This window comes from Rhizobium sp. SG741, assembly GCF_012275435.1.
GTDB lineage: Bacteria > Pseudomonadota > Alphaproteobacteria > Rhizobiales > Rhizobiaceae > Rhizobium > Rhizobium lusitanum.
The window spans coordinates 99,076-124,146 of sequence record NZ_JAAZQP010000001.1; the positions used below are offsets into that span (position 1 = coordinate 99,076).

Consider the following 25,071-nt stretch of genomic DNA (forward strand, 5'->3'; position numbering starts at 1 on the left):
TGCAGACCTTCTATGATGACTTTTCAGGTCGGCGGTGATGGCCGCTCACCTGCACACCATCTTCCGGCTGCAGCTTGAGGAAGCCGGGTATGCCGAGCAGCGGGATCACGGCCATCAGCAGGAAAACCAGATGGAATTTCTCCGGCGTCAGCGCAGACCCATCCAGCGTGACCAGACCGAGCAGCATGGCGGCAACGGAAATGCCGAAACTGACGCTCAATTGCTGCAGGACGCCGCCGAGGCTGGTCGCGCGGCTAAGCTGGGCTGCCGGCGTATCGGAATATGACAGCGTGTTGGAGGTCATGAATTGCGCCGCGCGCGCCAGCCCGAAGATGAAGACATAGACAATGATGAACCAGTGCGGCGTCTCGGGCGTGATCAGGGCGAAACCGGCAACGACGGCTGCGCCTAAAACGGCGCTCCATGTCAGGATGCGGTCGAAGCCATAGAGCTTCAATAGTTTCACCGAAACGGGCCGCACGACGAGCGCACTCAGCGCACTGACGAAGGTCAGCGTGCCCGACACGATCGGGCTCAGGCCGAAGCCGACCTGCAGCATCAGCGGCAACAGGAAGGGAACGCCGTTCAGCCCGACGCGACAGATGCCGCCGGCAAGCGTGCCGACGCGGAACGTGCGCAGCTTGAACAACGTGAGATCCACAGCCGGCGATACAGCCGTCCTCGCATAGCGGATGAAGCCGACGAGCAGGAGACCGGCGGCGGCAAGAACGAGGAGGATGGCCCAGAGCGGAATTGTGGGACGGCCGATATTTTCGATACCGTATTGCAGCAGCACGCAGCCGACACCGACCATGATGAAGCCGGGAAAGTCGAACTTGATCGACTTGTCGCGTGTGGTGTCCTCGACATAGCGCAGCGCCATAAATATGCCGATCAGGCCGAAGGGCAGGTTCACCCAGAATATCCAGCGCCAGGAAAGATAGGTCGTCAGGAAGCCGCCGAGCACCGGACCGATCACCGGGCCGATGACGGCAGGCAGGGTCATATATGTCATCGCGGTCACAAGCTGGCTGCGCGGAAAGCTGCGGATGAGGATGAGCCGTCCCACCGGCGTCATCATCGCGCCGCCAAAACCTTGAAGCGCGCGCATGGCGATCAGCATGGGCAGGCTCGTTGCCACGCCGCACAGGATCGAGCCGGCGGTGAAGATGAAGAGGGACAGGGCAAAGATGCGACGGGCACCGAAGCGATCCGCGAACCAGCCGCTCACCGGGATGAACATGGCAAGCGTCAGGATATAGGTTGTCACCGCGAGGTTCATGCGCACCGGAGTGGTGCCGAGGCTTTTGGCGATATCCGGAACGGCGGTGATGAGAATGGTCGAATCGAGCTGTTCCATCAGGAAGGCGACAGCGACCACGGCGGGTATGATGTAGCGGAGGCGAGGGTTGCGTTCGACCGCGAAAGTCTGGCCCTGCGGATTGGGGTCCGTCGAATCCATCGGATGTATTAGCTTTCCACCGCCGGAGGGGGATCCGGAGTGTTTATGATAGGCATGAATCCCTTCGGAAACCGCTTCGTGCTCTTGGGAATCATGTTGCTTGCGGCCGGTGATCCGCCGACCTTCGGAATCGTCCTCATATGACCACCATCCATGGCGCGGCGCAACAAAAACCGGACAGACCGAAGGCTCGATCGTCATCCGGTATTTGCCTGATCGCCTGGAGCGGTAACGCGTTTCACGGAAGCGCCTAGCCGCTCGATGCTATTGTTTTTGCGCAATTCCGGACGGAAAACCGCTACGCACTTTTCCTCGAATTGCTCTAGTTGATCGATAAGGGGGAGGGCAGCGTCCAGCGCGCCTTATCGAAGACGATGGCCGTCCGGATCTGCTCGGGCGCGGTTCTGCGCAATTCCAGCTGAAGATTGAAACTGTTGTTGCCCCGGAATTCCTTGAAGAAGCTGAGCTTGGCGCCGAAGGCTTGCAGCGTCACGTCCTGCAGTTTGCCGATCGCATCCATCGCCGTCTGAAAGTCCAGCCAGTGTGTCTCGTTCAGCAGCAGCACGACGGCATCGACGAAGGTGCCACCGATGGCCTTGCCATCGGGATTATCGGGCATGATCACTTTGATGCGGATAGTGTCGAGTTCGCCGGTCGGCTTGCCGCGGGCGATGATGAAGAAAGATGCCGCGTTCGCGTTGCCATAGGCGCCCTTCTGGACGGCATAGCTGCATTCGGATGTGCCGGTGCCCAATTCACTTTGCCGCCATTCACCCACGGGCAGGCCGAATTTTGCCAGATCGGCGCAGAGCGTCTGGCCCGATATCCGCCAGTTTCGTACGAAGGCGCTCAGCAGAGCGTCGACGGGGGCGTCAAACAAGTGGGATGTTTTGGTATGTGGCGGTTTGGCCGCCGCCGCCTTGGCCGGTGTCGCGGGGGCATGTGCCGCTGTGCCAGCTACGACAGTCGCGGCATTTCCAACCGTATTGTTCGAGGCAGCTCCGGCAGGCGGCGGAGTCTTGACCCTGGCGGCTTTTGCCGGTGACATTGCGGCCTGTTGGGCCGGTCGGGAAAACAGGTTCAGGTGATAGCGGCTGTCCAGCGCCCGCAGGTTACGCATGTCGTTGGCAAGCAACGCAGTCGCCAAGATGATCGAGCCGATAATGATCGCCGCAATCCAGAAGACAGCCATGCTTTTCTTGCTAGGTGGCGCCACCGACATGATTCAGATCTACAGCTACTCCCGAGGAAATCTGCCTTGCTGCAATAACTGTCTGTTGCGCAGCCCGTCCATCGCTACAGCATATGCGTTTATGAACGATTGATCATTCTAATGTTTCTTTGTCAATTCATGACGTTGCTCAGGCGAAGTAGGCCTTGAGCGCCCTGACGGTCGCCGCATCGGTGTGGCGTGCGGATACCGTCGAGAATCCGAGGGTGAGCAGGCGTTCGTCCGTCTCGGCCGTGGTGACGGCGCAGGAGGAGTGCACTTCGCTGATCGTCAATCGTGGCCACAATTGACCGATCGTCGCGATGTTGACGCCCGAGCCGGGCATGATGGAGATGCGGCCGGCGGCAATAGTGATCGCCTGCTCGAGAGCGGCGACCCCTTCTGCGGCAGTCTTTGCGCCTCCCGATGTGAGGATGCGTTCGAAGCCGAGAGAAATGGCCACTTCCACGGCCTCCCCTATATCGGGGACCAGATCGAACGCGCGATGCAGCGTCGTGCCGAGACCTTCGGCATGGGCGGCGAGCGCCGCCAGCGCATCGAAATCCAGCCGTCCATCCGGCAGCGATGCGCCGAGCACGACGCCCGCGAGGCCCGTATGCCGGGCCGCATCGATATCGCGCTTCATGATGGCGAGTTCGTCGGCCGAATAGACGAAGCTGCCGGCGCGCGGGCGGATGATGGCATAGGCGGGAACGGGCATGCTGGCCGCGGCAGCCATGAGGCCGGCGCTCGGCGTCAAGCCGCCGACGGCGAGTGCGCTGCAAAGCTCGATGCGATCGCCGCCACCCTCGACGGCAGCCATGAGGCCGGCGATGTCCTCGATGCAGACCTCAAGCAGCATGGTCGCGCTCTCCGGCATATTGCAGCCCCAGCAGGGCAGCGCCGATGAGCCCGGGCTCGAGCTTGCATTGGCTGGGCACCACCAGTGGCCGACCGAACTTGCGCAGGATTCGGGCGCGCACCGCCTCGTCCAGCCGCGCCAGCAGCGGTTCGACATTGGAGAGACCGCCGCCGACCGGAACGATGGTCGCGCCTGTTATGTTGACCGTCAGCGCGAGCGGCGAGGCGACTAGGTCGATCATGACGTCGATCGTGCGCCGTGCCTGCACGTCGTCCTTCAGCCAATGGTCGATGATTTCTTCACTGGTCAATTCCAGCCCGTGCAGCGTCTTGTGCAGGCGTTCGATGCCGCGGGCGCCGCCGACGGTATCGACACAGCCCTTCTGGCCGCAGCCGCAGGGATAGGCCGGGATGGCGACCGGCGGATCGCCGGCATGGGACGCGATGATGGGTCCGTGGCCCCATTCGCCGGCAAAGCCGCCGGCAGCGTTGACGAGACGGCCGTCGGCCACCAGACCACCGCCGACGCCGGTGCCGAGAATGGCGCCGAACACGATGCGATGACCGCGGCCGGCGCCGGACATGGCTTCCGCCATGGCGAAGCAATCGGCATCGTTGGCGATCAGGACGGGATGGCCGAGTTCGGCCTCCAGGTCTGCTGCCAGGCGTCGACCATGGATGCAGGGAATGTTGGCGCAGGTGAGTGCCTGGGTATCGGGGTCCACCACGCCGGCAATGGAAAAGGAGAAGCAATCCGGCTTCTCGCCTGCTTCGGCGATGACGGCGCGCAGAACACCCACGAATTCGGCGAAGTCGTGCTTGGGTGTGGGGCGCCGCGCCAGCGGCATAATATCCGTCATGGAGCGGGCAATGCCGCCTTTGATGGCGCTACCGCCGATGTCGAAGGAAACGATCATGAATACCGACCTGCAGGAAACATGCGGCACTTGCTCGCACCCTTTGCCGGTGTTTGCAAGATCAATCCGTGCCGGGCTGCGAAGCGGTCAGCCGGCAGGCAGCGTGATCCTGGCCTCGAAACCATCAGCTCTGCCCGTGGCGGGCGACAGCAGTTCGATGCGTCCGCCGATCTGCTCGACGATGCGTTCGACAATGGAAAGCCCGAGGCCCGAACCGGTGGCGTTCGTCTTGCCGCGCCAGAAGCGTTTCTTCAGGCCGGCCAGCTCTTCCTGCGAAAGCACATCGCCAGCGTTGACGACGCGGACCGTGCCACCGTCGACGCTGATGGTTACTTCGTCGTCGACCGGGCCGTGGATCAACGCGTTTTCGATCAGATTGCGCATGACGATGGCGAAGGCATCGATATCGACGTTTCGGATCAGTTTTTCCTTGGCTCCGGTCTCCAATAGGACGCGGCCGGCGGTGCCGGTGTCGCGGTCGTAGTCGCCGATAACGCTTTCGATGACCGCAATCAGATCGGCGGGCTTGTCGCCCGTGCCGATACCGGCCTGAGCGCGGGAGAGCTGGAGCAGCTTTTCCGCCAGCCGGGCGAGGTTGGACAGCGAGGTCTCGATGCGGCTGGCGCGTTCCGTCAACTGGCCTTGCGGCAGTTCGGCGAGCAGGCGTTGGGTCTGCGCGAGAGCGCCCGCGATCGGCGTGCGCAATTCATGGGCGCTGTTGGCGGTGAATTCGCGCTCGGCCTCGAGGGCGAGCCGCAGACGATCGAGCAGCAGATTGACGGAGCGGGCGATCGGCTGGAGTTCGCGCGGCAGCACGTCGCTATCCAACGGCGCCATATTGCCGCTGTCCTTGGTGGCGATCTGCGATCTCAACCGGTCGATCGGCCGCAGGGAGCGGCCGACGACGAAGCCGATGGCAATGATGCTGGCGGGGATGAGGGCCAGCAAAGGCCAGAGCAGCGCGACGCCGCTTTCCCGCGAGGCTTCCCGGCGATTCTTGAAGGCATCGGCGACATGCAGGAAGACCGAGCCGTCCTGGGATGATTCCGTGTAGATGCGATATCGCGGCGTATTGTGGAAACCGATCTTCAACGGCACGTCGTAGACCGTGGCCGGCGCGTCGTGCGAATGGAGGATGACCTTGCCGTTTCCGTCGAGTACCTGATAGGTCAGATATTCGCGGTTCAGCCCCTTGTTGAGTTCCTTGAGGCTTTGCGGATCGCTAGAGGGATCGCGATTGGCAAGATCGTCGAGTACCAGCGGCATCAGCCGCTCGGCGGTTTCCTGCAACGCCCCGTCAAAGGTCTCCGAGAGTTCCTTGTTGACCACATAGACGCCGATGCCGACCGCAATCAGCCAGAAGACCACGACCGTGCCGGTGAGCGCGGCGATGAGACGCCTGGTGATGCTGGCGCGGCTAGGCCCCGTGCGCTCAGTCATCGGTCGCCCAGGCAATAGCCGACGCCGCGGGCCGTCCGAATGCGGTCCCTGCCGATCTTCTTGCGCAGACGGCTGACATAGACTTCGACCGTATTGCTCTCGATCTCGGAGCCGAAGGCGTAAAGCGCTTCCTCTATCTTGTCTTTCGACACGATGGCGCCCGGTCGTGCCACAAGCAGATCGAGCACGGCCCATTCGCGTCCGGTGAGAACGATGTCCCTGCCGTCAAGCCGGACGCGCCGCTGCGGCTGATCGATTTCGAGATCGGCGAACCGAATGGTCGGTTGTGGACTGCCGGTATAACGGCGGGCGACCGCCAGGATGCGGGCGGTGAGTTCGCCCAGATTGAACGGCTTGACGAGGTAGTCGTCCGCGCCGCTGTTCAGGCCTTCGATGCGATCGGAGATCTGGTCGCGGGCGGTGAGGATCATGACCGGGGTTTCATCCGGTCTGCGGCGCAGTCTTTTCAGAAAATCGACGCCGCTGCCATCCGGAAGTTGCAGGTCGAGCAGGATGAGGCCGTATTGCACGGCGTTGGTGACCTCTTCGGCATCGGCCAGGTTTTTAACCCAGTCGACGGCATGGGGACCTGCCGCGATATGATCGCGAACCGCGCTGCCGATCGTATCATCGTCTTCCACCAGAAGAATTCGCACCTGTGCCTCTCAGCTACTGACCGGACCTCAGTTAATGCCGGTGAACGTATCGGGTCAATAACGGCCGAAATAAGCCGTGCTGAGATGAGCGTATTCATAGCCTGATTTCCTTCCGAAAACGTTCCCGGTGCCTATGGACAGATAGGAACGCCGTAGTTACTTCTTTGCCCCGGAGAACGAGGCGGCCGCGGGAGAGCCGCCACTGGCAATCAAAGGATGCTCGATCATGTTGAAGGGAATTTCGCCGCTGTTGAATGCGGATGTGCTGTATGCGTTGAAGTCGATGGGGCACGGGGACATGCTGGTCGTTGTCGACACCAATTTTCCCGCCGAAGCCATCGCTCAGCAGACGACTTTGGGCCATCTGCTGCGCATCGACAACGTCTCTGCTGCCGACGCGGTTGCCGCGCTGCTGTCCCTGATGCCGCTCGATACGTTCATCGATGATGCGGCGACGCGCATGGAAGTGGTCGGCGCACCCGACGAGGTGCCGCAGGTCCAGCACGAGGTGCAGGCGGCGATCGACAAGGCCGAAGGCAAGCATTGGCCGTTGTCGCCTGTCGAGCGCTTCGCTTTCTACGAGCGTGCAAAGAATGCCTATTGCGTTGTTCAGACCGGCGAACGCCGCTTCTATGGTTGTTTCACCTTGACCAAGGGCGTCATCCCGCCGGAAACTGAGTGATCCGATACTCGGACAAGAGCGCTGTTTCGGTAAAGGAATGCGATGGCGAAGAAGCTGGATTCCCAGGGGCGGCTTGACGACGCGGCGCGAGCCGGGTGGCTCTACTATGTCGCGGGGCGGACACAGGACGAGATTGCGGTCGCCATGGGGATCTCCCGACAATCGGCGCAGAGACTGGTATCGCTGGCTGTCGCGGAACGGCTGATCAAGGTGCGGCTGGATCATCCGATCGCCGCCTGCCTGGAATACGCCGCGGCGTTGCGCGAGAAATTCAATCTCCGGCATGTCGACGTGGTGCCGAGCGATCCCGACGGCACGTCTTCCACGATCGGCATCGCCCAGGCGGGCGCCGCCGAGATCGAGCGCTGGCTTAGGCGCAGCGATCCGATCGTGCTGGCGATCGGTACCGGCCGCACGCTGAAGGCCGCGGTCGATCAATTGCCTGCCATCGAATGTCTGCAGCATCGCGTGGTGTCGCTGACGGGCAATATCGGCCCGGACGGCTCGGCTGCCTATTACAACGTCATCTTCAGCATGGCCGACGTCATCAAGGCGCGGCACTTTCCAATGCCGCTGCCGGTGCTCGTGTCCTCCGCCGGGGAGCGCGAGCTGCTGCATGCGCAGGCGCTGGTGCGTTCGACGCTCGATATCAGCGCGCAGGCCGACGTGACCTTCGTCGGTATCGGCGAGATGGGCATCGAGGCGCCCCTTTGCCTCGACGGCTTTCTCGAGAAGGATGAGATGCTGGCGCTGATGAAGCGCGGCGCTGCCGGCGAGATCTGCGGCTGGGTCTTCGATGGCGAGGGGAAGCTGATGCCTGATGACGTCAACGATCGCGTCGCAAGCGCGCCCCTGCCGTCGCGCGACACCTCTTCCGTCATTGGAATCGCCAAGGGAAGACGCAAGTTCGAGGCGATCAAAGCGGCCGTCGTCGGCCGCCAAATCAACGGTTTGATTACCGATGAGGCTGTTGCCGAATTTTTGCTCAGGGCGTGAGCAAAAAATATAGTCCATGAAAACAAATAGATAGGTTGTTTGCACGGCAATGCAGCAACGAATTCGCATTGACATTTTGTCGCAAGAGGTGAGTAATTGCCCACGAGCAAAGCGAATGCTCATTTTTAATCTTCTGGGAGGAAGATATGAAATTGAAAACCATATTGCTGAGCGCCTGCTCGGCCCTGATGTTTGCCGGCTTGGCGTCTGCTGAAACCCTTACAATTGCGACAGTCAACAATGGCGACATGGTCCGTATGCAGAAGCTTACGGACGATTTCAAAGCCAAGAACCCCGATATCGACCTGCAATGGGTCACCCTTGAAGAAAACGTATTGCGCCAGAAGGTTACGACCGACATCGCCACCAAGGCGGGCCAATACGACGTTCTGACGATCGGCACCTATGAAGTGCCGATCTGGAGCAAGCTCGGCTGGCTCGCCCCGCTCGACAAGCTCTCCGGCGACAAGAACTATGATGTGAATGACCTGCTCCCGGCCATTCGCAGCGGCCTGACCACGGACGGCAAGCTTTACGCTGCGCCGTTCTATGGCGAAAGCTCGATGGTGATGTACCGCAAGGACCTGTTCGACAAGGCCGGCCTGAAGATGCCGGATGCGCCGACCTGGGATTTCATCGCCGATGCTGCCCGCAAGATCACCGACAAGGATCATGAAGTCTACGGCATCTGCCTCCGCGGCAAGGCCGGCTGGGGTGAGAACATGGCGTTCCTGACGGCGATGTCGAATTCGTTCGGCGCGCGCTGGTTCGACGAGAAGTGGAAGCCGCAGTTCGATCAGCCGGAGTGGAAGAACACGCTCGACTTCTACGTCAAGCTGATGAAGGACGCCGGCCCTCCGGGCGCATCGTCGAACGGCTTCAACGAAAACCTGTCGCTCTTCCAGACCGGAAAGTGCGGCATGTGGATCGACGCGACGGTTGCCGCTTCGTTCGTTTCCGACCCGAAGCAGTCGAAGGTGGCAGACAAGGTCGGCTTCGCGCTGGCTCCGGACAAGGGTCTCGGCAAGCGTGGCAACTGGCTCTGGGCATGGAACCTCGCCATCCCGGCCTCTTCGAAGAAGACTGAGGCCGCCGAGAAGTTCATCGCCTGGGCAACCAGCAAGGATTACACCAACCTTGTCGCCCAGAAGGAAGGTTGGCTGAATGCACCTCCCGGCACCCGTACGTCGCTCTATGCGAGTGCGGATTACCAGAAGGCTGCGCCTTTCGCGAAGATGACGCTCGACTCGATCAACTCTGCTGATCCGACGCATCCGACCGTCAAGCCGGTTCCCTATGTCGGAGTCCAGTTCGTGGCGATCCCCGAATTCCAGGGCATCGGCACGGCCGTCGGCCAGCAGTTCTCCGCAGCCCTTGCCGGCCAGATCTCCGTGGATCAGGCTCTCAAGGCCGCACAGCAGCTGACCAGCCGCGAAATGACGAAGGCTGGTTATCCGAAATAGAAGCTGTTGAAGGTATGGAAAGCAGTGCTCCTCTCGGGCATTGCTTTCCACCAGGCCGCCGAGCGCCCGCATTGCCCTTGGCGGCCCTTTTTATTTCAGCCGGTCCACGGCCACCTCTCCCTGCTTAAAAGATAGGTCGGTACTTGCCATGGCAACGTTGCACACCCGTTCCACCGCGCGCATCATGATGGCGCCATCGGTTCTCCTCCTCTTTGCGTGGATGATCGTCCCGCTCGTGATGACGATCTATTTCTCGACGCTGAATTACAATCTCCTGTCGCCCGGCGCGCACGACTTCGTCGGTTGGCTCAACTTCGAATACTTCTTAAGCGATCCGGCCTTCCTGAGTTCGTTGATCGTGACGCTGTTGCTCGTCGGTGGTGCGTTGCTGATTACCGTGGTCGGCGGCATAGCGCTGGCACTCCTTCTTGATCAGCCGATCTTCGGCCAGGGCATCGTGCGCATGCTGGTGCTTGCGCCCTTCTTCGTGATGCCGACGGTCGCCGCCCTCATCTGGAAGCATATGTTCATGAACCCGGTGAACGGGCTGCTGGCGCATCTCTTCCGATTGTTCGGGCTCGATCCGCTGACTTGGCTGGAGACCGTTCCGCTGCTGTCAGTCATTATCATCGTCGCCTGGCAGTGGCTTCCCTTCGCCACGCTCATCCTGCTCACCGCTTTGCAGTCGCTGGACGAAGAGCAGAAGGAAGCCGCCGAAATGGACGGCGCAGGCCCGGTTTCGAAGTTCATCTATATCACCCTGCCGCATCTGGCCCGCGCCATTACGGTCGTGATCCTGATCGAGACGATCTTCCTTCTGTCCGCCTTCGCCGAAATCCTCGTCACCACCAATGGCGGCCCGGGCACGGCCACGACCAATCTCACCTATCTGGTCTATTCGCAGATCGTGCTGTCGCAGGATGTCGGCGGCGCATCGGCGGGCGGCATCATCGCAGTCATCCTCGCCAATATCGTCGCGATCTTCCTGATGCGCGCGGTCGGCAAGAATCTGGAGGCTTAAGATGGCACGCAAAGTCACTACGCAACGCAAGGTGCTCATGTCGGTGGTCGCCTGGATCGTCGCCCTGCTCATCTTCTTCCCGATCCTGTGGACGATCCTGACGAGCTTCAAGACGGAAGGCGACGCGATCGCCTCGCCGCCGCAGTTCCTCTTCTTTCACTGGACGCTGGAGAATTATTTCGAGGTGCAGTCGCGCTCGGATTACTTCCTCCACTTCGGCAACTCGGTCATCATCGCCTTCGGCTCGACGATCCTCGGCCTTATCGTCGCCGTTCCGGCCGCCTGGGCCATGGCATTTTCGCCGACCAAGCGGACCAAGGACGTGTTGATGTGGATGCTGTCCACGAAGATGATGCCGCCGGTCGGCGCCTTCATCCCGATCTATCTGCTGTTCCAAGGTTTCGGGCTGCTCAACAACCAGTTCGCCAGCCGGGTGGGTATGGTGGTCGTGCTGATGCTGATCAATCTGCCGATCATCGTCTGGATGCTCTACACCTACTTCAAGGAGATCCCCGGCGAGATCCTCGAAGCCGCCCGCATGGACGGCGCGACGCTGGCAAAAGAGATCATCTACGTGCTGACGCCGATGGCGATCCCCGGCCTTGCCTCGACGATGTTGCTCAACATCATCCTCGCCTGGAACGAAGCCTTCTGGACGCTCAACCTGTCCGCCGTCGACGCGGCGCCGCTGAGCACCTTCATCGCCTCCTATTCCAGCCCGGAGGGCCTGTTCTATGCCAAGCTTTCGGCGGCATCGACCATGGCGATCGCCCCGATCCTGATCCTCGGCTGGTTTAGTCAAAAACAACTCGTTCGCGGCCTTACCTTCGGCGCGGTTAAGTAAGGGAGAGAAACATGGGTAGCATTGTCCTTAAGAAGGTTTCTAAGGTCTTTGGCGAAGCCAAGGTCATCCCTTCCATCGACCTCGAAATCAGCAATGGCGAGTTCGTGGTGTTCGTCGGCCCGTCGGGTTGCGGCAAATCCACGCTGCTGCGTCTGATCGCCGGCCTCGAAGACGTCTCCGGCGGGCAGATCCTGATCGACGGCAAGGACGGCACCAATCTGAAGCCGTCCGACCGAGGGTTGGCCATGGTGTTCCAGTCCTATGCGCTCTATCCCCATATGAGCGTACGCAAGAACATCGCCTTTCCGCTGAAGATGGCGAACCTGCCGCAGGCGGAGATCGACAGGAAGGTGTCGGACGCAGCACGCGTCCTCAACCTGACCGATTATCTGGAGCGTAAGCCTCGCCAGCTTTCCGGCGGCCAGCGTCAGCGCGTCGCCATCGGCCGGGCCATCGTGCGCCAGCCGGCAGCCTTCCTGTTCGACGAACCCTTGTCGAACCTGGACGCGGCGCTGCGCGTCAACATGCGCCTCGAGATCAGCGAGCTGCATCAGCAGCTGAAGACGACGATGGTCTATGTGACGCACGATCAGGTCGAAGCCATGACCATGGCCGACAAGATCGTCGTGCTCAACCGCGGCAATATCGAGCAGGTGGGCTCGCCGCTGGAGCTCTATAAGCGACCGCGCAATCTCTTCGTCGCCGGCTTCATCGGCTCGCCGAAGATGAATTTCGTCAAGGGCGCCTATGCGCAGAGTCTTGGCGGCGACACGATCGGCGTACGGCCGGAGCATGTCCTGCTGTCGACCACCTCGGGCGACTGGCAGGGCAAGGTAACCGTCGCCGAGCACCTTGGTTCCGACACGTTCCTGCATATCGACGTCGACGGGATCGGTGTCATGACGGCACGCGGTTCCGGCGATTTCCCGGCCCGCGCCGGAGATACCGTCTATCTGACGCCGGACAAGTCGCAAATTCACCGGTTCAATGCCGAGGGATTGTCGATCTGAGCCCCGCGCCGGCGCCTTGCTCGCCGCATGCGCTCGGCAAATGCATCTGTCCCGGTCCGCATCCATCGATATCAGCGGGCCGGGAAGCATACCAGCCGGAGCGGTCCTCCCAAGCCGCCCGGAGCTAGAGACCTTTCCAGAAGGACTAGAGACATGACGTGCAAACTATCGCTCGCAACTCTCCAGGAGGCGGCCGCAACAGCCGCCATTCCCGCATATGATCCGAAGTCGCTGTCGGCGGGCATCGTGCATTTCGGTGTCGGTAATTTCCATCGCGCGCATCAGGCAATCTATCTCGACGACCTGTTCAACGCCGGCCACGACCATGACTGGGCGATCGTCGGCGCGGGCGTGCTGCCGTCCGATGCCGCCATGCGGGAGAAGCTCGCCGCCCAGGACTTTCTGACGACCGTCGTCGAGCAGGACAACAACCGCACGGCTGCCCGCGTCACCGCGCCCATGGTCGGCATCCTGCCGGTCGGCGATGCCAAGACGATCATCGCCAAGCTTGCCGATCCCTCCATCCGCATTGTCTCGATGACGATCACCGAAGGCGGCTATTTCATCGATGCCTCGGGCAAGTTCAATCCGGCCCATCCGGCGATCGTCGCCGACGGGCAGAACCCGGATGCGCCGAAGACGGTGTTCGGCCTTATTGTCGCCGGCCTCAAGGCGCGCCGCGCTGCCGGTCTGCAGCCGTTCACCGTCATGTCCTGCGACAATATCCCCCATAATGGCGGCGTCACCAAAGCCGCCGTCATCGGTACGGCGCGGCTTTCCGATCCGGCCTTTGCCGACTGGATCGCCGAAAATGTCGCCTTCCCGAACGGCATGGTCGACCGCATCACGCCGGCGACCGGCACGCGCGAGATCGATCTGCTCAAGGATGTCTTCGATATCGAGGACAATTGGCCCGTCTATTGCGAGGAATTCAAGCAGTGGGTGCTGGAAGACAATTTTCCGGCAGGCCGCCCGGCGCTTGAGAAGGTCGGCGTTACCTTCGTTCCGGATGTCACGCCCTATGAGCACATGAAGATCCGCATCCTCAATGGCGGTCATGCGGCCATCGCCTATCCGGCGGCACTGATGGATGTGCATTTCGTGCATGAGGCGATGGAGGAACCGTTGATCCGCGCCTATCTCGCCAAGCTCGAGAATGACGAGATCATCCCCGTCATTCCACCGGTGCCGAACACGGTGCTCGCGGATTACTTCAAGCTGATCGAGCGGCGCTTCTCCAATCCGAAGATCGCCGACACCATTCCGCGTCTGGCGCAGGACGGCTCCAACCGCCAGCCGAAGTTCATCCTGCCGTCCACGGCAGACCGCCTCGCCCGCGGCGAGGATGTGGTCGGTCTCGCGCTGGTCTCCGCCCTGTGGTGCCGATATTTCGCCGGCAAGACGGACAGCGGCCAGGACATCGTCTTCAACGATGCCAGCGCCGACCGGCTGCACGAAGCCGCTTTGAAGGCAAAGGACGATCCGGATGCCTTCCTCGTGTTCGACGATATCTTCGGCACCGTCGCCAAATCCGATCTCTTCCGCAAGCGCTTCGCGCATGCCCTAAAAACGCTGTGGGAAAAGGGTACCCGCGTCACCCTGCAGCTATACCTGGACAACAAACTCGCGGAATAACTTTTGAACGGTCGGAGTTCTCCTGCTCCGGCCGTTTTTCATTGTCATGTCGATATTAGGGTCGGCGGGACAGCAACAGAATTCGGGTTGGATCTACGATGACCGATGCGAAGAAGGGACTCGTAATCTTCGATTGCGATGGCGTGCTTGTCGATAGCGAGCCGCTGTCGGTCAGCGTGCTCATCCGGGCGATGCACGATGTCGGCGTGGATATGAGCGAGGAGGATGTCTACAGCCGCTTTCTCGGCAAGAGCCTCGCGACGCTCGTCGACACGCTGCAGACGGAATTCGATGTTTTCATCGACCAGGTTTTCCTCGATCGCATCCGCAACGACCTCTACGAGCGCTTCAAGCACGAGCTGAAGCCGATCGACGGCATTGGGGCAACGCTGGATGCACTGACGCTTCCCCGTTGCGTCGCATCTTCGAGCCAGCTGGAGCGTATCCGGCTCTCGCTCGGGGTGACCGGCCTTCTGCAGCGGCTGGAGCCGAACATCTTCAGCGCCAGCATGGTCAAGCGGGGCAAGCCCGCACCCGATCTTTTCCTCTTTGCCGCCAAACGGATGGGGGTCGCTCCAGGAGATTGCATCGTCATCGAAGACAGTCCGGCGGGGATCACGGCGGCGCGGGCGGCGGGCATGACGGTCTTCGCGTTTACCGGTGGTTCGCATGCTCATTCACCCAGTTATCGCGCGGAACTGGAGCAGCTTTCTCCGGAAGTCGTGTTTGACGCGATGCCGGATTTGATACAACTTGTCCGCAACAAGAGATAAGTGGTCGGGACCTCTTTTGCATGCGTGATCACGTGGTTGCGGTCGATATCGGCACAGGCAGCGCACGCGCCGGTGTCTTCACGGCGAACGGCTCACTGCTGGGAAAAAGCGAATTTCCGATCCTGATGAATCGCCCGCGTGAAAACCACGCCGAGCATGATTCCGAGGACATTTGGGCCGCCGTCTGCGCGGCCGTTCGTAGTGCGGTGAAGGTCTCCGGTGTCGATGCATCCGCTATCGGCGCGATCGGATTCGACGCTACCTGTTCGCTGGTCGTGCGCGACAGGCAGGGCAGGCAGTTGACGGTTTCCACAGGAGGCGAGGCCCGTTTCGATACCCTCGTCTGGCTCGATCACCGGGCGCTTGCCGAAGCGGATTACTGCACGGCGACGAGGCACGAGGTTCTCGACTATTCCGGCGAGTTCATGTCGCCGGAAATGGAAATGCCGAAGCTGATGTGGCTGAAAGAGAACCTGCCGGAAAGCTGGGTGCAGGCCGGCTATTTCTTCGATCTCGCGGATTTCATGACCTGGAAGGCAACGGGATCACCAGCGCGCTCGCGCTGCACGCTCGTGGCGAAATGGAACTATCTCGCCCATCGCCAACCGGGCTGGCAGGCGGATTTCCTGAACGTGATCGGCCTCGGCGACCTGCGCGAGCGCGGCGGCCTGCCCGAAGAGAGCGTTCCCGTCGGAAAGAGCATGGGAACGTTGACGCCGGAGGCTGCCGAAGCGCTGGGGCTCGATCGCGCCTGCCATGTTGGCGCCGGCATGATCGACGCCTATGCGGGTGCGCTCGGCGCGCTCAGTGGGCATGCCGGGGATCCCGGCACTCTGGAACGCCAGCTGGCGCTCATCGCCGGAACGTCGAGCTGCATCGTCTCCCTCGCGCGCGAACGAAAGCGTAGCACCGGCATGTGGGGCCCTTATTACGAGGCCGTCTTTCCAGGCATGTGGCTTGCCGAAGCCGGGCAATCGGCAACGGGCGCGCTGCTCGACCATATCGTCAGCATGCACGCGGCGGGCGGCCAGCCGACGGCGGCATTGCATGACCGTATCGTCAAGAGGATCGCGGAGCTTCGGCTTGCCGAGGGCGAATCCCTCGGCGGGCGCATCCATGTGCTGCCCGATTTTCATGGCAATCGGTCACCGCTGGCCGATCCGCACGCGATGGGCGTTATCAGCGGTATGACGCTTGACGCGTCCTTCGATGGCCTTTGCCGGCTCTATTGGCGTACCAGCATCGGCATAGCGCTCGGTATCCGCCATATCCTCGACAGGATGCGCGACTATGGCTACGTGCATGACACGCTGCATGTCGCAGGCGGCCATGTGAAGAACTCGGTGCTCATGGAGCTATATTCCGACGTCACCGGCTGCAGGGTCGTCGTTCCGAAAATGAACGAGGCGGTGCTGCTCGGGACCGCAATCGCGGCTTCCGTTTCCTGTGGTCTTCATGAAAGCCTGGCTGTTGCTGGCGCCGCTATGTATCCGGGCGGTTACGAACGTCTGCCTGACGCCGGCAAGAAGGCGCTTTACGATCGCGAATACAGGCGCTTCCTTGCCATGTATCGGCATCGGGCCGAACTGGACGCGATGGAATAGGCGGTCGGCTTGCCGCGAGGGCGTCCGCTACCGCAGCGGTGCATAGGCAAACATGCCTTGCAGCTCTTCGATCCGGCGAATTCTGGTTTCCGCGGTTTCGCCGGCGGCTTGGATGACGGCTATGGCCAGGAATTCCAGCAGCGACATCATGGCCGAGAGATTCTCGCGGCTATTGGCCCGTTGAGGCGGCAGCGAAAGCGTGATGTTTGCGAATTCATGCGCCCATTCCGTGAATTGGCCGGTTGCCAGCAGCACCTTGTGTCCGGCGCGACGGGCGGAACGTGCCAACAGCCGCGATGCGACAAAGCGCGGCGAATCGATGACGATGAGCAGCTCGTCTTGGGACTGCCCGCCCAGCAGCTCAACATAGCTGCCGTTGGCCCCGTCGAGGAAGAGCACATGATCGCGGGCAAATGTCAGGCGGTCGCAGAAATGGCGCCCGAGACCTGCGAGGCTGGGATGGGCGGTGATGAAGACATTCCCGGATGAAAGGATCGTTGTCACCGCTTCCAGCCATTGCGGCTGGTTGGCGAGATTGTAGATATGCTGCAGCATCTCGACCTGTTCGGCGATCTGGGTTGCGAGCGGGCGACCCTCGCTGGCGTCCTTCTGAAGCTGCTCCAGAATGTTAGGCAAGTGTAACGTAACCGGGGCCAGGTTGTCTTTCAGATGGACCTTTATTCCATCCAGTCCGTGATAGCCGAGAGATCGCAGGAAACGCCCAACTGTCATCGGGCTCAATTCCAGTCTATCGGCCACGGAGGAGGCCGTCTCGAAGGGCAGTTCATTCAGGTGCTCAGAGAAATACTTGGCAATACGTCGCTCGGCCGGTGTGCCAACCTTTATATATTCCCTAAGTTTCTGGCTAAGGTCTTCCAAATTTTGCGCCTCGCTGACGGTCTTTCCGATGTCTGGTCGCACCAACTGCTGGAACAATCGGGCGCGCAGATTTCACAAAGCCGCCGATCTTGTTTTGGTTGTTGTTCTTAATATGACTCGCAGAATATATTAGCTTAAACTTTATTACAACAATGCAAATTTTTAATTGAGCGTATTCGTATATCGGCGGAGATATTGATATCGGCGTCGCCGATACCTAGGTGTCGGTTCACCAACCAGGAGATGTCGACCCGAATGATTGTTCTTGCTGTGCGCCTTTCCCTGGCAAACCTCTTCGCACCGGAAACGCGCAAGGTCTTCTGGAAGGTTCTTGGCCTGACCTTGCTGGCGCTCGCCGCGTTCTGGTTCCTGCTGCGCGGCGTGTTCAATTCTTTCGCTCTACCCTGGCTGCAGGGTTTCATGCCGTCCACTTCGGATTGGACGAGTTGGCTTACATTCTTCCTCGCCATTCTGGCCGGCATCGCGCTGGCGCTCGCAATGGCGTTGCTGATCTCGCCAGTGACGGCATTGATTGCCGGCCTGTTTCTGGACGATGTGGCCGAGGTCGTGGAAAGGCGCGACTATCCTTCCGATCCACCGGGAAAGGCCATGCCGTTCGCAGCAGCGATGAAAAGCTCGGTGCGGTTTCTGGGCGTGGTCATCGTCGGCAATATCGTGGCGCTGTTCCTGCTGTTCATTCCGGGCGTCAATCTGATCGCCTTCTTTCTGGTGAACGGTTATCTGCTCGGCCGGGAATTCTTCGAATTCGCCGCGATGCGGTTTCGTTCGCCGGAAGAGGCGCGGCAGTTCCGCGTCAAGCACGCCTTCACGGTGTTCCTCGCCGGCCTCGCGATCGCCGCTTTCCTCGCCATCCCCCTTCTCAATCTGCTGACGCCGCTATTTGCAGCTGGCATGATGGTGCATCTGCACAAGCTGATCTCGCGCCGGGAGATGGGTCTGCGCGTGTAGCGGGATCTAGCCGGCGGCTTCTGCACCGATGATCTGAGCGGGTAGTTCGACCAGCGGGGCGGGGATATCCCAGGTCTTTTCGGGCGAGCGACAGAGATCCGCAATGACGCAACGCTCGCATTCCGGCTTGCGCGCCTTGCAGCAATAGCGCCCATGCAGGATCAGCCAATGGTGGGCGTGGTAGAGATATTGGTCAGGGACCACCTTCATCAGCCGTTGTTCGACTTCGTCGGGCGTTTTGCCGGGCGCCAACAGCAGCCGGTTGGCAATGCGGAAGATGTGCGTGTCGACTGCCATCGTCGCCTGACCGAAGGCCATCGACAGCACGACGTTCGCGGTCTTGCGGCCGACGCCCGGCAAGGTCATCAACTCTTCACGCGTCCGTGGCACCTCGCCGCCGAAATCCGTGATCAGCTTTTCCGACAGCGCCACGACGTTCTTGGCCTTGTTGCGGTAAAGGCCGATCGTCTTGATGTAGTCGCGGATGCGTTCCTCGCCGAGATCGAGCATCTTCTGTGGCGTATCGGCAATGGCGAAGAGGGCGCGGGTCGCCTTGTTGACGCCGGCATCGGTCGCCTGTGCCGATAGCGCCACGGCAACGACGAGGGTGAAGGGATTGACGTGCTCCAGCTCGCCCTTCGGCTCGGGCCGCTGAATGGAGAAGCGGCGGAAGATCTCTTCCAAATCCGCCTTCGAATAAAGGCTCTTCGACGCCGGCTTGCGGCCTGCGGTCGCATTTGACTTTTTCGCGTTTTGGGCGCTGGATTTGATCTTGGGATTTGCCATGAACGACCTATACTCAAGTCCTATGATGGAACGCAACGCCGATACTGCGGCAGACGGCAACAGGCCGGTTTTCGCCGCCGAATTGTTCCCCCATCGCTCGCTGGGACGAAAGGGGTTCAGGATCATGCTGGCCCTGGCAGGTGCCTTCTGCCTCTTCTACAGCGTTCTGTTTGTCGCGAAGGGCGCATGGCCGATCGGCCTCTTCTTCGGCGCTGATTTCTTCCTGCTTTACGGGGCTTTCTGGCTGAATTACCGTTCCGGGCGCGTGTGGGAGGAGGTCACGGTGTCGCGTACCAATGTCTCCATCCGCAAATTCTCGCCCACCGGGCGAATGGTGGAGCATCGCTTCAATCCGTTCTGGACGCGCTTCCTCGTTCGCCGCCACCGTGAAATCGGCGTCGTATCCATGCATGTTCGCGACAGACACCACGATACCGATGTCGGCTCCTTCCTCAATCCGGAAGATCGGGAGAGTTTTGCCAAGGCTTTCAAGCGTGCCTTGGCGACGGTGACGCAGCGGATATGAGTGGGCCTGTCAAAACCGACGGCATCACATTTCCGCAGGCGGGCCGCCTGCGCAAGAAACGGGTGGTTTTGCCTCCGTTGCCGTGGTTTTCTCCTTCCCAAGGAGAAAGATCATGAATGCGATTGCACAGTTGAAGCACGACATCACGCCGCAGGGTCAGGACTACGAGACCGTTCGGCGGGTCATCGAGCTCATCACCGAGGAATATCGCGACCAGCCATCGCTGGAGATGCTCGCCGATCGGCTCAGCCAGTCGCCGACCCAGTTGCAGAAGACGTTCACCCGCTGGGCCGGGCTGTCGCCCAAGGCCTTTCTGCAGGCGGTGACCCTAGATCATGCCAAGCGCCTGCTGCGCCAGGAAGATCTGCCGCTTCTCGAGACCTCGTTCGAAGTCGGCCTTTCCGGCCCGAGCCGGCTGCACGATCTCTTCGTCACGCATGAGGCGATGTCGCCGGGCGAATGGAAGGCCAGGGGCAGCGGTCTGGTGATGCGCTACAGTTTCCACATCTCGCCCTTCGGTCTTGCCCTGATCATGGTCACGGATCGTGGCCTCGCCGGACTTGCCTTCAGCGATTCCGGCAATGAAAGGGCTTGCCTGGAGGACATGACCTGCCGTTGGCCGAATGCGCAATTCATCGAGGATTCGCAGGCGACGGCACCCTACGCGGCGCGCATTTTCGAACGGTCGAACTGGTCGAGCGATCAGCCGCTGCGCGTGGTGCTGATCGGCTCGGATTTCCAGCTGCGCGTCTGGGAAAGCCTGCTAAAGATTCCGATGGGTCGCGCCGTGACCTATTCAGATATCGCCAGTGATATCGGCCAGCCGACGGCGATGCGGGCGGTGGGGGCAGCCGTCGGCCGCAACCCGATCTCCTTCGTCGTGCCGTGCCATCGCGCGCTCGGCAAGAACGGCCAGCTTACCGGCTACCATTGGGGGCTGACGCGCAAGCGCGCGATGCTGGGATGGGAAGCGGGCGACGCTTGAGGGTTGGTGTATTCTTGAAGGTTTTGAGTTTGCCGAACCTGCGTAACCCTCCGCAAACACGGAATTAATTGATCAAGCCGCCTTCGCCATAGCCATCTGCAACAGCGCCTTGGCGGCACTCTCGTCCGTGATCAGCGTGTTGCAGCCGATGCGCTTGATGGTGGCGCTGATCGCCCGGGCGCGGTGCGCGCCGCCGGAAGAAAGGACGATATGCTTGGCTTTCTTCAATGTGTCGAGGTCGACGGACATGACGCGTTTGTTGATGGGGTGATCGACGGAATTGCCCTCGGCGTCGAGGAAGTTGAACATAGTATCGCAGACGCAGCCGGCGTCGATCAGCTGCTGCAACTCGCTCTTTGAAATGAAACCCTCCGACAGCGACGTCGATTGCGGGCCGATGTCGCCGCAGCTGACGATGGCTAGGTCGAGGTTCTCCGCCAGCCGATAGATCGCTTCCAGGCCGCATTTTTCGATGAGGTTGCGCTTGGTCTCGATGGAATCGACCAGCAATGGCGCCAGGAACATGTAGCATTCCGCGCCGAGCTGGCTCGCCAGACGCCACGTGTAATCGATCGGGTTGGTCTGATGGACGGCGACGATGCCGCCGAGCAGGGAGACCACCTTGCAATTGTCACGCCGGGGAGGGCGGAAGCTTGCAAGAGAGGCCGTCATCGTCCGGCCCCAGCCGACCCCGATCGTATAATTGTCCGGGATAGCTTCCGTCAGGAACTGGCCGAGCGCCAGGCCAACGCTTTTTGCCTGCGCGTTGACGTCGCCACCGGCTGGCTCGGGAACCACGATCGCCTCATCCAGCCCATAGATACGCTCCAGCTTGATCGCCAGCTCGACGCAATCGTCGATGCCTTCGGTGATCCAGATCTGCACCTCGGCGCGGCGCATCGCCTCGTCGAGCAGGCGGATGACCGTGGTGCGGCTGATGCCCAGCTGTTCGGCGACATCCTTCTGCGTCAGGCCCTGGTTGTAGTAGAGCCATGCGGCGCGAAGCCTCAGGGACGAGGTCTCCGAATAGGCGGTATGCGTCCCGCGTCTCAGTTTGGCCACAGGTCCTCCGGCATGATTGTCGCATGCGCCTTTTAGCGTCATGATCGCCCCGAACAGGAATTGTGGCGATGGCGGATGACAGGGGCAGGCGAGATCGGCTCTTCTGCTGCCGATATTCTATGACATGAAACTTATGTCAATTGAATTGCACAAATGTCCTTGACTTTTCGTTGCCAGATTGCTGATAGTCGGTGCTGAGGAATTCGGTCTTGTCCAATCGAGGAGGACAATGTGCGAGTGTTGCTCCGAGCAAGTGCCAGACCGGACATGGGACCATATAGGGCGCCCGGTGCCGGTGAAAAGCTTGTCGTCGGAAGGTTGTTTGTTCACCGCTCGGCCGTTCACCGGAAATGGAACTTTCGCGCTTTTTATCCCGTTATCGACACATAGGAGAAGGAAGGGCGCGCTCCGCCTGACGCCTTCAAGCCGTCCATCGACCGGACGGAATTTGCAGCCCGGCATCTCCCCATTCAAATGGGCCTCATTCAACAAGGATACCTGTTATGACTTCCAAGCTTGACCAACTCCGCGCCATGACCACGGTCGTGGCCGACACCGGCGATATCGAGGCTGTCGCACGCCTGAAGCCGGTGGATTGCACCACCAACCCGACCATCGTGCTCAAGGCGCTCGGCACGCCGATGTTCGCCGATGCGATCAAGGAAGCCGTCGCCTGGGGCAAGAAGCAGGGCGGTGCGTCGGAAGCAGTGATTCACGCCGTGGCAGACCGTCTGGCCATCTCCGTCGGCGCTGCGCTGTCCGGCCTCGTCCCCGGCCGTGTTTCGACCGAAGTCGACGCCGACCTGTCCTTCAATACCGAAGCCTCGCTCGCCAAGGCTCGCTCCATCATCGCTTCCTACAAGGAGCGCGGCATCGAGCGCGACCGCATCCTGATCAAGCTTGCTTCCACCTGGGAAGGCATCCGCGCCGCCGAAGTGCTGCAGAAGGAAGGCATCGACTGCAACCTGACGCTGCTGTTCAGCAAGGCTCAGGCCGTTGCCTGCGCCGATGCGAAGGTCTTCCTGATCTCGCCCTTCGTCGGCCGCATCCTCGACTGGTACAAGAAGTCGACCGGCAAGGATTACACGCCGGAAGAAGATCCGGGCGTTCTGTCCGTTCGCGAGATCTACAACTACTACAAGGCCAACGACATCAAGACGATCGTCATGGGCGCCTCTTTCCGCAGCGCTGCCGAAGTCGAAGCTCTGGCCGGTTGCGATCGCCTGACGATCAGCCCGAACCTGCTCGACGAGCTCGCCAAGGACGAAGGCAAGCTGGAGCGCAAGCTCTCGCCGGAAAACAAGACCGCCGTCGCCAAGATCACCGTCGACGAGAAGACCTTCCGCTGGATGATGAACGAAGACGCAATGGCCACCGAAAAGCTCTCCGAAGGCATCCGCGCCTTCGCCAAGGATCTTGGCACGCTACGCGCCATGGTCAGCAAGGAACTGCAGCTCGCTGCTGCCTGAGGCGGTTTGGCTCTCCTTTAAGGGGAGCTGTCATTTTGAGAGGGTGCCGCAGCAATGCGGCACCCCTTTATGTTTTCGCGGGTGCGGCGGATGAGAAGTCTGAGAAGACTACCGACCCTCAATAAACTCCGCCCGGATCTTATCCGACTGACTACCGATCGCCGGCGCAGCCAATCCGTTCTTGGCTCGTACGCCGTTCACGCGGATCGGGCTTGCCGTCGTCTGCACGGAGACGTCATCGCCGCGCGTGACGGTCTGCAGCATGCCGAGTTGGCGGAAGGCTGACGTCTGCAGCAGCTTCGGCCAGTCGAGTACTTCCGCCGCCCAGATATCGGCGGGTTCCATTATATCAAGCCATTCCCTGATCGCCTTTTGCTTAAGGCGGCTAGCGATCAGGCTCTTGATCTCGTCGCGGCGCTGAAAGGCATCGTCCGGCGTGTAGTCGGCAAGGGCAGGGAGGTCCAGCAGCGGGGCAAGCTTCGCCAGCGGCATCATCGCCAGCGCCAGCCAGCCATCGGCACAGCGATAGACACCATACGGGGCTGCGAGATAGGCGTGGGCATTGCGCACGGCGGATTTCTTAGGAAGGCGTCCGCCATCATTCAGGTGCGTGGTCAGTACCTCGAACTGGAAATCGACCATTGCTTCCAGCAGGCTCGTTTCGACATGAACGCCGCGCCCGGTCACGCCACGCCGCACCAGGCCGGCAAGGATCGCCTGGACGAGGAGGTTGCCGGCCAGCATGTCGGCGACGGCAAGCCCGAATGGCACCGGTCCGTCATCGGCTTCGCCATTCAGCCACATGGCGCCGGAGCGGGCCTGGGCGAGCAGGTCCTGTCCCGGGAAATGCCGCCACTCATTGTCGGGGCCATAGCCGGTTATGCTGCCATAGACGATGCGTGGATTGATGGCGGCGACGGAGGCATAATCGAGGCCGAGCCTCTCGATGACGCCGGGGCGGAAATTCTGGATCACGACATCGGCCTTGGCGATCAGCGTGCGCAGTTCCTGTAGATCGCTTTCATCCTTCATGTTGACGGCAAAGCTTTCCTTGCCGCGGTTGATGGCGTGAAACAGCGTGGAATCGCCGCCGATCTCGGTGTCGCTGAGATAGAGCCGGCGGCAGAGATCGCCGCCGTCGGGCCGCTCGATCTTGATGACGCGCGCGCCGAGATCGCCGAGCCGCAGGGCGGCCATCGGTCCCGCAAGAAACTGGCTCATATCCAGCACGATAATGCCGGAAAGCAGGCCCTCTTCGTTTTTCGTAGTCATGTCAGGCTTTCAGCGGCGGCGCGTCCGCCGGACGGCCGTTCTTGTAGCGCACGGTCTGGATATGCTCGCAATAAAGCACCAATTCGCCTTCGCCCTTGAAGACCTCGTAAGAAGAGCGGATCAGGCCGAGTTCGGCATATTTCGGCTGCTTATCCAGATTGGTGCGGATGGTGTAGATGGTGTCGCCGATGAAGGTGGGTTTGATGAAGCGCAGCTTGTCATAACCATAGGAAAAGGCGTTGACGCAGTTGGTAGCCACAAGCCCGAGGCCGGCGGAAAAGACGAAGGCGCCGGCGACGAGCCGCTTGCCGAACAGGCCTTCGGTTTCGGCAAAGATCTGGTCGCTGACATAGGGATGCATGTCGAGCACCAGCGCGTTGAACTGCTGGGACTCGCCCTCGGAGATCGTGCGGCGCAGCGAGCGGATCTTGTGGCCGACTTCGAAATCCTCATAGAACCAGTTTTCCGCATTCCAGACGGGAATCTCCGCGTGATCGGCCGGCATGGTCTTCGGATAGGTGCTGGATACGCCGACGGTGGCGGTCATGG

Annotated in this window: 24 protein-coding genes; 13 read left to right on the forward strand and 11 right to left on the reverse strand. The window is 61.0% G+C overall.

Annotated features, from left to right (window positions below; genetic code table 11):
• Positions 1-10: 10 nt before the first annotated feature.
• The 6 genes from FHT29_RS00585 to FHT29_RS00610 form a co-directional block, all read right to left on the reverse strand.
• Entirely contained in the window at positions 11-1,462 is a 1,452-nt protein-coding gene (locus FHT29_RS00585; RefSeq protein WP_047555257.1) for a DHA2 family efflux MFS transporter permease subunit, read from the reverse strand.
• 322 nt (positions 1,463-1,784) lie between these two features.
• Positions 1,785-2,654 (reverse strand): DUF6030 family protein, encoded by an 870-nt coding sequence (locus tag FHT29_RS00590; protein ID WP_246702968.1) that lies wholly within the window; start codon positions 2,652-2,654, stop codon positions 1,785-1,787.
• 169 nt (positions 2,655-2,823) lie between these two features.
• On the reverse strand, positions 2,824-3,534 hold the full coding sequence (locus FHT29_RS00595) for a copper homeostasis protein CutC (protein ID WP_037200061.1): 711 nt from the start codon (positions 3,532-3,534) through the stop codon (positions 2,824-2,826).
• On the reverse strand, positions 3,524-4,450 hold the full coding sequence (locus tag FHT29_RS00600; protein ID WP_037200063.1) for an ROK family protein: 927 nt from the start codon (positions 4,448-4,450) through the stop codon (positions 3,524-3,526). Before FHT29_RS00600 ends, FHT29_RS00595 begins: the two co-directional genes overlap by 11 nt.
• Before the next feature lie 87 nt (positions 4,451-4,537).
• Positions 4,538-5,890, reverse strand: a complete 1,353-nt coding sequence (locus FHT29_RS00605; RefSeq protein WP_037200064.1) for an ATP-binding protein — start codon at positions 5,888-5,890, stop codon at positions 4,538-4,540.
• Complete coding sequence (locus tag FHT29_RS00610) at positions 5,887-6,546, reverse strand: response regulator transcription factor (protein ID WP_037200066.1); 660 nt, start codon at positions 6,544-6,546, stop codon at positions 5,887-5,889. The genes FHT29_RS00605 and FHT29_RS00610 overlap by 4 nt, the downstream gene beginning before the upstream one ends.
• A 226-nt stretch (positions 6,547-6,772) precedes the next feature.
• Between FHT29_RS00610 and FHT29_RS00615 the strand changes: the two genes are divergently transcribed.
• From FHT29_RS00615 to FHT29_RS00655, 9 genes are all read left to right on the forward strand, one after another.
• Complete coding sequence (locus FHT29_RS00615) at positions 6,773-7,228, forward strand: RbsD/FucU family protein (RefSeq protein WP_037200067.1); 456 nt, start codon at positions 6,773-6,775, stop codon at positions 7,226-7,228.
• Positions 7,229-7,270: 42 nt separating this feature from the next.
• Complete coding sequence (locus tag FHT29_RS00620) at positions 7,271-8,224, forward strand: sugar-binding transcriptional regulator (protein ID WP_037200068.1); 954 nt, start codon at positions 7,271-7,273, stop codon at positions 8,222-8,224.
• A 146-nt stretch (positions 8,225-8,370) separates the two neighbouring features.
• A complete protein-coding gene (locus tag FHT29_RS00625; protein WP_037200070.1) occupies positions 8,371-9,687 on the forward strand; it encodes a sugar ABC transporter substrate-binding protein in 1,317 nt (438 codons plus the stop codon).
• 148 nt (positions 9,688-9,835) lie between these two features.
• Positions 9,836-10,708, forward strand: coding sequence for a sugar ABC transporter permease (locus FHT29_RS00630; RefSeq protein ID WP_037200071.1), 873 nt, complete (start codon positions 9,836-9,838; stop codon positions 10,706-10,708).
• 1 nt (position 10,709) lies between these two features.
• Entirely contained in the window at positions 10,710-11,552 is an 843-nt protein-coding gene (locus FHT29_RS00635) for a carbohydrate ABC transporter permease (RefSeq protein ID WP_037200073.1), read from the forward strand.
• An 11-nt stretch (positions 11,553-11,563) separates the two neighbouring features.
• Complete coding sequence (locus FHT29_RS00640) at positions 11,564-12,562, forward strand: ABC transporter ATP-binding protein (RefSeq protein WP_037200074.1); 999 nt, start codon at positions 11,564-11,566, stop codon at positions 12,560-12,562.
• A 153-nt stretch (positions 12,563-12,715) separates the two neighbouring features.
• Positions 12,716-14,197, forward strand: a complete 1,482-nt coding sequence (locus FHT29_RS00645) for a mannitol dehydrogenase family protein (protein ID WP_168598994.1) — start codon at positions 12,716-12,718, stop codon at positions 14,195-14,197.
• Positions 14,198-14,295: 98 nt separating this feature from the next.
• Complete coding sequence (locus FHT29_RS00650; RefSeq protein ID WP_168598995.1) at positions 14,296-14,970, forward strand: HAD family hydrolase; 675 nt, start codon at positions 14,296-14,298, stop codon at positions 14,968-14,970.
• Between the two features lie 20 nt (positions 14,971-14,990).
• Entirely contained in the window at positions 14,991-16,574 is a 1,584-nt protein-coding gene (locus FHT29_RS00655) for an FGGY-family carbohydrate kinase (RefSeq protein WP_168598996.1), read from the forward strand.
• Between the two features lie 27 nt (positions 16,575-16,601).
• Here FHT29_RS00655 and FHT29_RS00660 read toward each other — a convergent pair whose 3' ends face one another.
• The gene (locus FHT29_RS00660) at positions 16,602-17,453 is read right to left on the reverse strand and encodes a MurR/RpiR family transcriptional regulator (protein ID WP_047639036.1); all 852 of its coding nucleotides are present in this window, start codon (positions 17,451-17,453) and stop codon (positions 16,602-16,604) included.
• 255 nt (positions 17,454-17,708) lie between these two features.
• Here FHT29_RS00660 and FHT29_RS00665 point away from each other — a divergent pair, with 255 nt between their 5' ends.
• Positions 17,709-18,422, forward strand: coding sequence for a sulfate transporter family protein (locus FHT29_RS00665; RefSeq protein WP_047555262.1), 714 nt, complete (start codon positions 17,709-17,711; stop codon positions 18,420-18,422).
• 6 nt (positions 18,423-18,428) lie between these two features.
• Here the strand turns inward: FHT29_RS00665 and nth are convergent, their stop codons facing one another.
• A complete protein-coding gene (gene nth / locus FHT29_RS00670; RefSeq protein ID WP_037200082.1) occupies positions 18,429-19,208 on the reverse strand; it encodes an endonuclease III in 780 nt (259 codons plus the stop codon).
• 22 nt (positions 19,209-19,230) lie between these two features.
• Between nth and FHT29_RS00675 the strand changes: the two genes are divergently transcribed.
• Together FHT29_RS00675 and FHT29_RS00680 are read left to right on the forward strand one after the other, a co-directional pair.
• Complete coding sequence (locus FHT29_RS00675) at positions 19,231-19,734, forward strand: DUF2244 domain-containing protein (RefSeq protein ID WP_047555263.1); 504 nt, start codon at positions 19,231-19,233, stop codon at positions 19,732-19,734.
• 112 nt (positions 19,735-19,846) lie between these two features.
• Positions 19,847-20,719 carry a bifunctional helix-turn-helix domain-containing protein/methylated-DNA--[protein]-cysteine S-methyltransferase gene (locus FHT29_RS00680; protein WP_047555264.1) on the forward strand — a complete coding sequence of 291 codons (873 nt, stop codon included), beginning with the start codon at positions 19,847-19,849 and terminating at the stop codon, positions 20,717-20,719.
• 72 nt (positions 20,720-20,791) lie between these two features.
• Here FHT29_RS00680 and FHT29_RS00685 read toward each other — a convergent pair whose 3' ends face one another.
• Positions 20,792-21,781 (reverse strand): sugar-binding transcriptional regulator, encoded by a 990-nt coding sequence (locus FHT29_RS00685; protein WP_047555438.1) that lies wholly within the window; start codon positions 21,779-21,781, stop codon positions 20,792-20,794.
• A gap of 503 nt (positions 21,782-22,284) precedes the next feature.
• Here FHT29_RS00685 and tal point away from each other — a divergent pair.
• Positions 22,285-23,250, forward strand: a complete 966-nt coding sequence (tal, locus tag FHT29_RS00690; RefSeq protein ID WP_047555265.1) for a transaldolase — start codon at positions 22,285-22,287, stop codon at positions 23,248-23,250.
• 108 nt (positions 23,251-23,358) lie between these two features.
• Here the strand turns inward: tal and FHT29_RS00695 are convergent, their stop codons facing one another.
• The gene (locus tag FHT29_RS00695; protein WP_168598997.1) at positions 23,359-24,522 is read right to left on the reverse strand and encodes a CaiB/BaiF CoA-transferase family protein; all 1,164 of its coding nucleotides are present in this window, start codon (positions 24,520-24,522) and stop codon (positions 23,359-23,361) included.
• Between the two features lies 1 nt (position 24,523).
• Positions 24,524-25,069, reverse strand: a complete 546-nt coding sequence (locus tag FHT29_RS00700) for a MaoC family dehydratase (protein ID WP_047555267.1) — start codon at positions 25,067-25,069, stop codon at positions 24,524-24,526.
• Positions 25,070-25,071: the final 2 nt, after the last annotated feature.